Source organism: Rubrobacter sp. M3-4, from assembly GCF_059772285.1.
Genome location: NZ_JCBAJP010000001.1, coordinates 233,876 through 244,903, shown reverse-complemented (window position 1 = coordinate 244,903; position 11,028 = coordinate 233,876). Strand labels below are relative to the sequence as shown.

12 protein-coding genes are annotated in these 11,028 nt (G+C 68.5%); all 12 read left to right on the top strand.

Annotated features, from left to right (window positions below; all coding sequences use genetic code 11):
* Positions 1-66 precede the first annotated feature (66 nt).
* The 12 genes from AC6EKW_RS01135 to AC6EKW_RS01080 all read left to right on the top strand — a co-directional run bounded on the left by AC6EKW_RS01135 (position 67) and on the right by AC6EKW_RS01080 (position 11,016).
* Entirely contained in the window at positions 67-2,046 is a 1,980-nt protein-coding gene (locus tag AC6EKW_RS01135) for a solute carrier family 23 protein (RefSeq protein WP_273887305.1), read from the top strand.
* Positions 2,043-2,612, top strand: coding sequence for a nucleoside deaminase (locus AC6EKW_RS01130; protein ID WP_498513439.1), 570 nt, complete (start codon positions 2,043-2,045; stop codon positions 2,610-2,612). Before AC6EKW_RS01135 ends, AC6EKW_RS01130 begins: the two co-directional genes overlap by 4 nt.
* A 109-nt stretch (positions 2,613-2,721) precedes the next feature.
* The gene (uraD, locus tag AC6EKW_RS01125) at positions 2,722-3,243 is read left to right on the top strand and encodes a 2-oxo-4-hydroxy-4-carboxy-5-ureidoimidazoline decarboxylase (RefSeq protein WP_498513438.1); all 522 of its coding nucleotides are present in this window, start codon (positions 2,722-2,724) and stop codon (positions 3,241-3,243) included.
* Positions 3,240-4,112: a factor-independent urate hydroxylase gene (pucL, locus tag AC6EKW_RS01120; RefSeq protein ID WP_498513437.1), complete on the top strand. Its 873-nt coding sequence runs from the start codon at positions 3,240-3,242 to the stop codon at positions 4,110-4,112. The genes uraD and pucL overlap by 4 nt, the downstream gene beginning before the upstream one ends.
* Positions 4,109-4,444: a hydroxyisourate hydrolase gene (gene uraH / locus AC6EKW_RS01115; RefSeq protein ID WP_273887310.1), complete on the top strand. Its 336-nt coding sequence runs from the start codon at positions 4,109-4,111 to the stop codon at positions 4,442-4,444. Before pucL ends, uraH begins: the two co-directional genes overlap by 4 nt.
* A 2-nt stretch (positions 4,445-4,446) precedes the next feature.
* Positions 4,447-5,814: an allantoinase AllB gene (allB, locus tag AC6EKW_RS01110; protein ID WP_498513436.1), complete on the top strand. Its 1,368-nt coding sequence runs from the start codon at positions 4,447-4,449 to the stop codon at positions 5,812-5,814.
* Positions 5,811-6,224: a DUF3830 family protein gene (locus tag AC6EKW_RS01105; protein WP_273887312.1), complete on the top strand. Its 414-nt coding sequence runs from the start codon at positions 5,811-5,813 to the stop codon at positions 6,222-6,224. The genes allB and AC6EKW_RS01105 overlap by 4 nt, the downstream gene beginning before the upstream one ends.
* A 16-nt stretch (positions 6,225-6,240) precedes the next feature.
* The gene (locus tag AC6EKW_RS01100) at positions 6,241-7,260 is read left to right on the top strand and encodes an aspartate/ornithine carbamoyltransferase family protein (protein WP_498513435.1); all 1,020 of its coding nucleotides are present in this window, start codon (positions 6,241-6,243) and stop codon (positions 7,258-7,260) included.
* A 3-nt stretch (positions 7,261-7,263) separates the two neighbouring features.
* Positions 7,264-8,205 (top strand): carbamate kinase, encoded by a 942-nt coding sequence (gene arcC / locus AC6EKW_RS01095; protein WP_498513434.1) that lies wholly within the window; start codon positions 7,264-7,266, stop codon positions 8,203-8,205.
* On the top strand, positions 8,202-9,188 hold the full coding sequence (locus AC6EKW_RS01090; protein ID WP_498513433.1) for an asparaginase: 987 nt from the start codon (positions 8,202-8,204) through the stop codon (positions 9,186-9,188). The genes arcC and AC6EKW_RS01090 overlap by 4 nt, the downstream gene beginning before the upstream one ends.
* A 67-nt stretch (positions 9,189-9,255) precedes the next feature.
* The gene (locus tag AC6EKW_RS01085) at positions 9,256-10,029 is read left to right on the top strand and encodes an IclR family transcriptional regulator (RefSeq protein ID WP_498513432.1); all 774 of its coding nucleotides are present in this window, start codon (positions 9,256-9,258) and stop codon (positions 10,027-10,029) included.
* A gap of 174 nt (positions 10,030-10,203) precedes the next feature.
* Positions 10,204-11,016 (top strand): hydroxypyruvate isomerase family protein, encoded by an 813-nt coding sequence (locus AC6EKW_RS01080; protein WP_498513431.1) that lies wholly within the window; start codon positions 10,204-10,206, stop codon positions 11,014-11,016.
* Positions 11,017-11,028 lie beyond the last annotated feature (12 nt).

Below are 11,028 nucleotides of genomic sequence, written 5' to 3'. Positions count from 1 at the left end.
GGGGAGGGCGGGGGTCCTCCTGAGGATACCCCGGAAGAAGGGTGAGAGAGGGAAAGGGAGACAAAGATGTCTGAGACTACGGCCGGGCGCACCCGCGTCCGCCATCCCGTGGACGAGGTACTGCCCGCGGGCAAGCTCGCGGTCTACGGTTTTCAGCACGTGCTGGCGTTCTACGCCGGGGCGGTCATCGTCCCGATACTTCTCGCCGGGGCGATAGGGCTGAGCAAGGAGCACCTCGTCTACCTGATAAGCGCCGACCTCTTCACGTGCGGGATAGCCTCGATCATCCAGTCGGTCGGGTTCTGGGAGGTCGGGGTGCGGCTGCCGCTGCTGCAGGGGGTGACCTTCACCGCCGTCGCCCCGATGATCGCCATCGGCAAGGCCAACGGCGGCGGGGTGAAGGGGTTGCTGGTGATCTACGGTTCGATCATCGTCGCCGGCATCTTCACCTTCCTGCTCGCCCCGTACTTCAGCCGCATCATCCGCTTCTTCCCCCCGGTGGTGACGGGCACCGTGATCACCGTGATCGGGGTGACGCTCGTGCCGGTGGCGATCCAGGACGCCGGGGGCGGGGACCCGAGCGCCCCGAGCTTCGGGAGCCTGCAGAACATCACGCTCGCCCTCTTCGTGCTCGTCCTCATCCTCGTCCTCTACCGGGTCTTCCGGGACCGCTTCCTGAGCACGATAGCCGTCCTGATCGGGCTGGCGGTGGGCACCGCGGTCTCGGCGGCGCTCGGGGTGGCGGACTTCGGCCAGGTCTCGAAGTCCGCCTGGCTCGGGGTGACGACCCCGTTCCACTACGGGCTGCCGCACTTCCAGATCGCCGCGATAATCTCGATGGTGATCGTCATGCTCATCACCATGATCGAGACGACCGGCGACACCTTCGCGACCGGCGAGATCGTCGGTAAGCGCCTCGGACCCAGGGACATCGCCCGCGCGCTGCGGGCCGACGGGCTCTCGACGCTCATCGGCGGCATCCTGAACTCCTTCCCCTACACCTGCTTCGCGGAGAACATCGGGCTGGTCCGGCTGACGGCGGTCAAGAGCCGGTGGGTCGTGGCCTCGGCGGGGGGTATCATGATCCTGCTCGGGCTCTTCCCCAAGCTCGCCGCGATCGTCGCCTCGATCCCCACGCCGGTCATCGGCGGGGCGGCTCTCGCGCTCTTCGGCACCGTGGCGGCGATAGGCATCCAGACGCTGCAGCGGGTCGACTTCAGCCGCACCAGCAACGTGCTCATCGTCGCGGTGAGCATCGGCTTCGCCCTGACCCCGGTGGTCTTCCCCCAATTCTTCCAGCACTTCCCCTCCTCGTTCCAGGTGGTGCTCGGGAGCGGCATCACGCTCGGGAGCATCTGCGCTTTCGTCCTGAACTTCGTCTTCAACGTGATTGGTGGAGGCGAAGGCCGCGAGGCCGCAGGCTCACGGCAGGGGAGGCTCACCCTCGAGGAGGTCAACCGGATGAGCCGGGAGGAATTCGTCGGGCGTTTCGGCCGTCTCTTCGAGGGGGGGCGCTGGGTCGCGGAGGAGGCCTACGACCGCCGGCCGTTCGCGAGCGTCTACGAGCTGCGCACCGCCTTCCAGGACGTCCTGCTCGAGGCCGACCCCGAGCGCCAGCTCGCCCTCATCCGCTCCTACCCGCCGCTCGGCGTAATAGACCTCTCCGACGAGGCGCTCGCCGAGGAACTGGGGCTCACCCCATCGGAGTACGAGGTGCTCACCAGCGCCGCCTCCGGCGGGGTGCTCGGACCGGAGTCGCTGCGCGACCGCGCCGCGGCAGGCCTCGACACCCTCAGCCCGGAGGAGTACGATGAATTCCTGCGTCTCAACCGGGCCTACCGGGAGAAGTTCGGCTTCCCTCTGGTGATCGCGCTGCGCGAGCGCGAAAGCAAGCAGGAGGTGCTCGAGGCTGGCCGGGCGCGCCTGGCGAACTCCCCGGCACAGGAGAGGATGGCGGCGATGGTCGAGATCGCCAAGATCGCCGGCTACCGGCTGGAGGACATCGTGGAGGAATCCGGCGGCGTGACGGTCGGGAGCGAAAGTTGAGCCTGCCGGCGGTCACCATCGAGCTGCCGGAATGGATGGAGGAGGCCGCCGGGAGCGGCCTCCTCTGCCCGACCCGCGAGGACCGGATGCGCTTCGTCGTGGCCCTCGCCCGGGAGAACGTCCGCCAGAAGACCGGCGGACCGTTCGGCGCGGCCGTCTTCGACCGGGATTCCGGCCGGCTCATAGCCCCCGGTGTCAACCTGGTCTACACCGCGAACCTCTCCTGCGCCCACGCGGAGATCGTCGCCCTCTCGGTCGCCCAGAGGATCCTCGGCAGCTTCGACCTGGGCGAGGGCGGCTCCCTCGAGCTCGTCACCAGCACCGAGCCGTGCGCCATGTGCTTCGGCGGCGTGATCTGGTCCGGCGTCAAGAGCCTCGTCTGCGGCGCCCGCGAACAAGACGCCCGCGCCATAGGCTTCGACGAAGGCCCCAAGGTCCCCGACTGGCCCGAAGAACTCTCCCGCCGCGGGATCTCCATCGCCCGCGACGTCTGCCGCGCGGAGGCCGCCTCGGTCCTTGAAGAGTACGCAGAGAACGGCGGCGTGATCTACAACGCCCGCCGGTGACCACCCCACCCTTGACAGCCTCTCTGGTCTGGTTATATAGTCCGATGAGCAAAATATTTTGCCCGTATTACGGAATTCAAGAAGGGGAAGAGATGGGAGAAGGAGTCTAGTGTCTGGGGGGACGACGCTCCGGGAGGTGAACGCGCTCTCACGCGAGGAGTTCGTGGAGAGGTTCGGATCCCTCTTCGAGCACTCGCCCTGGGTGGCCTGGCGGGCGTGGGAGGAGCGGCCGTTCGGGAGCGTGGCGGAGCTCGAGGCGGCGTTGCGCCGGGCGGTGCAGGAGGCTTCGCGGGAGGAGAAGCTCGCCCTGATCCGGGCGCACCCCGAGCTCGCCGTCCCCGAGGGCGATCTCACCCCCGAGTCGGAGCGCGAGCAGCGCTCGGCCGGGCTCGACGGGCTGGAGGAGGGAGAGCGCAAGGAGTTCCTCCGGCTCAACCGGGCCTACCGGGAGAGGTTCGGCTTCCCCTATGTAGTGTGCGTCAGGGAGCACACCAAGGACTCGATCCTCGAAGATGCCCGCCGGCGGCTCGCGGGCGAGAGAGAGGAGGAGATGGAGAACGCGCTCGGGGAGATCGCCAAGATCTCCTCGCTGCGGCTCAGGGACATGCTGGAAGGAGATGATGGAGAGTGACGCAGGCTAAGAAAGGCGGTAAGGTCGCGCTCGGCACCTGCAACTACGGCAAGTCGGACATCCGGCTCGTCAAGGTCTTCCGGGACGGAGAGAGGCACGACCTCACCGAGGTGCACGTCGACGTGATGCTCTTCGGCGATTTCGAGGGCATCTACCGAGACGGGGACAACACCGGGGCGCTCGCCACCGACACCATGCGCAATACCGTCTACGCGCTGGCGAAGGATCACCTGGAGAAGGACGAGATAGAGCGCTTCGGGATGAGGCTCGTCGAGCACTTCATAGAAGCCGGGCCGCTCGTGCGCCGCGCCCGGATAGAGTTCACCGAGCATCCCTGGGAGCGCATCGAGGTCGATGGCAGGCCGCACGAACACTCCTTCGTCCGCGCCGCCGGGGTGCGCACGGCGCGGGTCGAGGGTGACGAGGACGGACGGATGCACGTCGAGGCCGGGATCGACGACCTGCTCGTGCTAAAGACCACCAACTCCGGCTGGGAGGGATACCTGCACGAGCGTTTCACGACGCTGCCGGAGACGAACGACAGGATCCTCTCGACCGTCGTCACCGCGAACTGGGAGTACAACACCACCGAGGCGGACTTCTCCGGCGTCTGGCGCGGGGTCAGAGAGCAGATCCTCGCGACGCTCACCGACCACTACAGCCCCTCGGTCCAGAACACCCTCTACCGCATGGGCGAGGCGGTGCTGGAGCGTTTCCCGGAGATAGAGCGCATCCACTTCTCGCTCCCCAACCGCCACCACATCCTCTACGATCTCGAGCGTTTCGGGATCGAGAACGAGGGCGTCGTCTTCCACGCCGACGCCGAGCCCTACGGCCTGATCGAGGGTGCCGTGGAGAGGTCCTCTTGAGCGGTTATCTGACCACCCACGTGCTGGATACCGCCCGCGGCCGCCCGGCGCGGGGCCTCAGGGTGGAGCTCTTCCGCCTCGCGGGCGGAGCGCGGGAGCACGTGAAGACCCTCACGACCAACGCCGACGGGCGCACCGACGAGCCGCTCCTCGAGCCGGAGCGCTTCGGGCGCGGCACCTACGAGATCGTCTTCCACGTCGGGGAGTACTTCGGCGGGGCGGGCTTCCTGGACGAGGTCCCGGTGCGCTTCTCGGTCGAGGAGCCGGAGGAGCACTACCACGTCCCCCTCCTCGTCTCCCCCTACTCGTACACCACCTACCGGGGGAGCTAGCCTTGGCGGCCTTCGACCTCATCGTGCGCGGCGGGACGGTGGTGCGTGGGGACGGCTGCAGGGTGGCGGACGTCGGTGTTGCCGACGGCGTCGTCTCCGCCGTGGGCCCGGAGCTGGAGGGCGGGGCCCGCGAGGAGGTTGACGCCCGGGGGCTCCACGTCCTCCCCGGCGCGATCGACGCCCACGTCCACTTCAACGAGCCCGGGCGCACCGGCTGGGAGGGGTTCGCGAGCGGGACCCGCGCGCTCGCCGCCGGGGGGACGACCCTCGGCGTGGAGATGCCGCTCAACGCCTACCCGCCCACGACCGACGCGGAGGGCTTCGACCTCAAGCTCGCCGCGGCGAAGAGGGCGGCCTTCGTGGACTTCGCGCTGTGGGGCGGGATCGTGCCGGGCAAGGTGGACCGGATGGAGGAGCTCGCCGAACGCGGGGTCGCCGGGTTCAAGGCGTTCATGTCCGCGACCGGCACCCCGGACTTCGAGGCCGCAGACGATCTCACCCTCTACGAGGGGATGCGCGAGGCCGCGCGTCTCGGACTTCCCGTCCTCGTCCACGCGGAGAACCGCCGGATCACCGACGCCCTCTCACACCGGGCCGCCTCGACTTTGCGCACCACGATGCGCGACTATCTGGACTCCCGGCCCGTAATAGCCGAGCTCGAGGCCATAAGCCGCGCCATCCTCTTCGCCTCCGAGGTTGGCTGCTCGCTGCACGTCGTCCACGTGAGCACCGGGCGCGGGGTCGCGCTCGTGGCCGAGGCCCGCTCGCGCGGGGTCGATGTCACCTGCGAGACCTGCCCGCACTACCTCCTCCTCACCGACGAGGACGCCGGGAGGATCGGGGCCGCCGCCAAGTGCGCCCCGCCGCTGCGCCCGCGCGAGGAGCTGGAGTCCCTCTGGGAGGCGGTGCTCTCGGGCGACGTCTCGTTCGTCACCTCCGACCACTCGCCCTGCCCACCCGACATGAAGGCCGGGGAGGACATGTTCCGGGTGTGGGGTGGGATCTCCGGCTGCCAGTCGCTGCTCGCGGCGATTCTCACCGAGGGGCATCACCGGCGGGGGCTCCCCCTCGAGAGGGTCGCGGAGCTGCTCTCCGGGGCGGTGGCCCGGCGCTTCGGTTTCGCGGGGAAGGGCGGGATCGGGGAGGGGAACGACGCCGACCTCGTGCTCGTGGACCCCGGGGAGGATTTCACCCTGCGGGAGGAAGACCTCCAGTACCGGCACCCGATCAGCCCGTACGTCGGGATGCGCTTCCGGGGGCGGGTGGTGAGGACCCTCGTGCGCGGGAGGACCGTCTTCGCGGAGGGGAAGGTCGCCCCGGAGCCCGCGGGGAGGTTCGTGAGACCACAGAGAGAGAAAGGAGAGCGATGAGCGACGTCAGGATCACGGTCGGGCCCTACGAGTTCCTCGCCCGCTGGGAGAGCGAGCGGTGCCCCAGGACCTGCGAGGCCTTCGAGAAGCTTTTGCCCTACCGGCAGAAGATCATCCACGTGAGGTGGAGCGGGGAGGCCTGCTGGATCCCCCTCGGGGACTACGACCTCGGGGTGGGCTTCGAGGACGCCACCAGCGTCCCGCAGGCCGGGGAGATCCTCTTCTACCCCGGCGGCTACTCGGAGACCGAGATCCTCTTCCCCTACTACGGGACGGTCTTCAAGAGCAAGCTCGGCGTGATCGCCGGGAACCACCTGCTCACCGTGACCGAGGGTCACGAGAACCTGCGCCCGATGGGAGAGAAGGTCCTCTGGGAGGGCGCGCAGGACATCGTCTTCGAGAAAGCCTGAGAGGAAAGGAGCTGGCATGCAGAAAGAGGCGTTGAGGGACGCGGCGAAATTGCCCTCTATCCGCTCGCTCGTGCGAGCGGTGGACTTCGAGGGCAGAAGCCTCCACTCCATAAACGACCTGACTAACGACCAGATCTACGCGCTCTTCGAGCTCGCCCGGGCGCTCGAGCCCTTCCACCGATCCTCGGTGGACCTCCTCCGGGGCAGCGTGATGGTCACGCTCTTCTTCCAGCCGAGCACCCGCACCCGGATGAGCTTCGAGACCGCGATGCACCGGCTCGGCGGGGCGGTGGTGACCGAGGCGAACCCGCTCGTCTCCTCCTCGGCGGCCAAGGAGGAGTCGCTCGCGGACACGATGCGCACGATCTCCAAGTACGCCAACGTGATCGTGCTCAGGCACCCGGACGACGTCGCCGCCCGCGAGGGGGCCTCCTACGCCGAAGCCCCGGTCATAAACGGCGGCTGGGGCGACTGGGAGCACCCCACCCAGGCGCTCCTGGACCTCTACACCCTCTGGCGCACCCACGGCAGCGTCGAGGGGGCGAAGGTCGTCGTCGCCACCCCGGACATGGTCCACGCCCGCACCGGCCACTCGATGGCCTACGGGCTCGCCCGGCTCGGCGCCGAGGTGACGCTCGCCTCCCGCAGAGACTACCGGGCACCGGAGGAGGTCATCGAGGGGCTGCGCAAAGTCGAGGGGGCGAAGGTGCGGGAGGTCTTCGACCTCGACCAGGACGGCTTCAACGATCTCGTCTCGGAGATGGACCTCGTCTACCTGCCGGGCTGCAGCGCCCCCAAGGGCGAGGCCGCCGAGGAGTTCAAGAAGATGATGGACGAGTACTACGTCCGGCTCGAGACGCTGGAGAAGGTCCGGGAGAGCGAGGGGCGCATCATAAGGGTCACCCACACCCTCCCGCGCCGTCCGGGTGAGATGGACCTGCGCATCGACGACACCCCGCACCAGCAGTACTTCGAGGCCGTGGCCTACAGCGTCGCGATCCGGATGGCCCTCGTCGCCGCGATCGTGGGAGCGTAGGAGATGGAGAAGGTCGCGGTCGTCGCCGTAGGGGGCAACTCGCTCATAAAAGACGAGAGCCACCGGGCGATGCCCTACCAGGAGGAGGCCGCCGCCGAGACCATGCGCCACATCGCCGAGATGATCTCGGGCGGGTGGGAGGTCGTGATCACCCACGGCAACGGCCCCCAGGTGGGCTACCTCTTGCGCCGCTCGGAGCTCTCGCGCCACGAGCTGCACGAGATCCCGCTCGACTACTGCGGCGCGGATACCCAGGGCGCGACCGGCTACATGTTCAAGAAGGCCCTCCACAACGAGTTCGCCCTGCGGGGCATCGACAAGCAGGTCGCGGCGATCGTCACTCAGACGGTCGTCGATCGCGACGATCCGGCCTTCGAGAACCCTACCAAGCCGGTGGGCTCGTTCATGGACGAGAAGACCGCTAAAGAGCGGGCCGAGAAGGAGGGCTGGACGGTCGTCGAGGACGCTGGCCGCGGCTGGAGGAGGGTCGTCCCCTCCCCCGCCCCGGTCAGGATCGTCGAGGCCCCGGTCATAGAGGCGCTCCTTAAAGCGGGCGTCGTGGTCGTGGGGGCCGGCGGCGGCGGTATCCCGGTCGTCGAGGACGAGCGGGGGCTGCTGCACGGCGTGGCCGCCGTCATAGACAAGGACCACTCCTCGGCGCTTCTGGCCAACACGATCGGCGCCGATCTGTTCCTGATCTCGACGGCCGTCGAGCGGGTGGCGCTGAACTTCGGCAAGCCCGACGAGCGGCCGCTCTCCAGGATCACGCTGGAGGAGGCGAGGCGCTACCGCGAGGAGGGCCACTTCGCGAAGGGGAGCATGGAGCCGAAGATCTCCGCCGCCATAAGCTTCCTGGAGCGCGGCGGCAGGGAGGCGATCGTCACCAGCCCCGAGAACATCCCCCGCGCCCTCGCCGGCGAGACCGGAACCCACATCGTCCCGTGAGCCTCCCGGAGATAGCGCTCATCACCACCGGAGGCACGATCGCCGCCCGTCCCCTCCCCTCGGGCGAGGTCGTGGTCGCGGACTCGGGCGAAGAGCTCCTCGCCTCGGTCCCGGAGCTCGCGGAGATCGCGCGCGTCCGCCTCGTCGAGCTCTTCAACATCGACAGCAGCCTGATAACCCCCCAGAACATGCTCGAGATCGCGCGCCGGGTGCGCGCCCTCGACCGCGACGAGAACCTCGCCGGCTTCGTCGTCGCCCACGGGACGGACACGATGGAGGAGAGCGCCTACCTGGTCGACCTGCTCTACGCCGGAGAGAAGCCGGTGGTCTTCACCGGGGCCCAGCGCAACGCCTCGGAGAGGGACTTCGACGGCCCCCGCAACCTGCTCGACGCCGCCCGCGTCGCCACAAGCCCCGCCGCCCGCAACCTCGGGGCCGTGATCGCGATGGCCGGCCGCATCGACGCCGCCCGCGACGCCACCAAGGTCCACACCACCGCCCTCGAGGCGTTCTCCTCGCTCGACCGCGGCAAGCTCGGCGAGATCTTCGACGGGACGGTGCGCATCTTCCGCTCCCGCCCCCGCCCCGCCAACCTCGCCTCCCTCGACGACATAGAGCCCAACGTGGCCCTCGTGAAGCTCGCCGCCGGTACGGACGGCGCCTTCCTGCGCGCCGCCCGCGAGTCCGGGGCCGCAGGCATCGTGCTGGAGGCCCTCGGCCTCGGCAACGCCAACCCCGACGTCGTGCGCGAGGTGGAGCGCTGCACCGCCTCCGGCGTGCCCGTCCTCGTCGTCTCCCGCATCCCGCTCGGCGGTGTCGCCCCGGTCTACGGCGCGGGCCACGACCTGGCGCGCGCCGGAGCCCTCTTCGGCGGAAACCTCAGCGGCCAGAAGGCCCGCATCCTGCTCATGGCGGCCCTCGCCGCCAACAGGAAGACCAGAGAACCTCTCCCCGGCCTCCTCGAACCACACCTGGAGCTCTGAGAGAGCGCAGGGGGAATGTGCTATATTTCGTGATACGAAAGTGTGTTTCTGGAAGGTGGGTGAGATCTTGGCGGTCAGGTCTTCGCGCAGCGGGGAGGTGCAGTCGCTGGCCCGGGCGCTCGACATCCTGGAGCTTCTGGGCAGGGCGGAAGGGGAGCTGGGGGTCACGGAGATCGGACCAGCGGTGGGGCTGCCGAACGGTACGGCGCACCGGCTGCTGGCGACGCTGACCCGCCGGGGGTATGCCCGGCAGGTGGGGGAGAGCCGCAAGTACACGCTGGGGCCGAAGGCGCTGGTTCTGGCTTCGGCGGCGCGGGAGCACCTGGGGACGCTGGCGCGGCCTTTTCTGCGGGAGCTTATGGAGGTGAGCCAGGAGACCTCCAACCTGGCGGTGCTGGACAGAAACTCGGTCGTCTACATAGACCAGGTACCGGCCCGGCGCATGGTCCGGATGTTCACCGAACCCGGAAACCGCGTCCCGCCGCACGCCACGGGCACCGGAAAGGTGCTGCTCGCCTACCAGCCCGAGGAGGCGGTCGAAGCCATCCTCCGCCAGAGCGGCCTGCCCCGCTTCACCGCACACACCGTGACCGATCCGGAGCGTCTGCGGGCGGAGCTGGAGAAGATCCGCGAACAGGGTTACGCCGTCGACTCCGAGGAGATGGAGGAGGGTGTCCGCTGCCTCGCCGCCCCGGTCTTCGGACCCGACGACAGGATCCTCGCCGCTATGAGCGTCTCCGGACCCGCCGGAAGGCTGAGCTCCGAGAGAGTCCAGGAACTCGTCCCGCACATAAAGAGGATCTGCGCCGCCTTCTCCGCGAGCATAAGCTCGGATAATTAATCCCTCCTCCCCGGCTTCATCCGGGCACGAACAGCTTCGCGTGCCCGGATCTCGACATATATTTCGTCTGAAGGAATAAAAAATCCTGCCTGCGATACTTGACACAGGTTCCTGCTCCTCTTTATACTGAATTCTGCAAAACGAAATTAGTCTTCTGCTATGTGAGGAGGAGTGGTGAGGTTCTGCGCGAACGTCTCTATCCTGTTCAGGGAGGCACCGTTTCTGGAGCGGTTCGCCGCGGCGAGGGCGGCGGGGTTTTCGGCGGTGGAGTTCTGGTGGCCTTCCGGCGAGGATCTCGGGGAGGTTGAGGCGGCGGTCGAGGATGCGGGGCTTACGGTGGCGCTCTTCAACTTCGACGCCGGGGACATGCCGGCCGGGGAGAGGGGGCTCTTGAGCGACCCGGATCGGGTGGGGGAGTTCCGGGAGAACGTGCCGGTGGCGCTGGAGCTCGCGGGGAGGCTCGGGTGCCGGAGGCTGAACGCGCTGGTCGGTCACCGGCTGGAGGGGATGGATCGGGGGGAGCAGCTCCGGCTGGCGCGCGAGAACGTGGCGTGGGCAGCGGACCGGGCGGCCGAGCGAGGTGTCGAGATAATGATCGAGGCGGTCAACACCTTCGAGAACGGGCCGTACCTGCTCAGCAGGACCGGGGAGGCGGCAGAGTTCGTCCGGGGGGTGGGCCGGGAGAACGTCAGGCTGCAGTACGACTACTACCACATGCAGCGGATGGAGGGGAACCTCACCGCCACGGTGCGCGAGCACATCGGCGTGATCGGGCACGTGCAGGTCGCCGACTCCCCCGGGAGGGGCGAGCCGGGGACCGGGGAGATCAACTACCGCTACGTGCTCGGCGAGCTGGAGCGGCTCGGCTACGGTGGGTACGTGGGGCTGGAGTACAACCCGACCACCGAACGTACGGAGGAGAGCTTCGCCTGGCTTCCGAAGGAGCTGCGCGGCGGCGACGTGCGGGCGGAGGACCTCAGGCTCTAGAGAAAAGGAGGT

Excerpts from the sequence above, each read along its gene's own strand:
- AC6EKW_RS01135 (WP_273887305.1), top strand. The coding sequence starts at position 67 with ATGTCTGAGACTACGGCCGGGCGCACCCGCGTCCGCCATCCCGTGGAC.
- AC6EKW_RS01105 (WP_273887312.1), top strand. The coding sequence starts at position 5,811 with ATGAGCGACGTCAGGATCACGGTCGGGCCCTACGAGTTCCTCGCCCGC.
- AC6EKW_RS01100 (WP_498513435.1), top strand. The coding sequence starts at position 6,241 with ATGCAGAAAGAGGCGTTGAGGGACGCGGCGAAATTGCCCTCTATCCGC.
- arcC (WP_498513434.1), top strand. The coding sequence starts at position 7,264 with ATGGAGAAGGTCGCGGTCGTCGCCGTAGGGGGCAACTCGCTCATAAAA.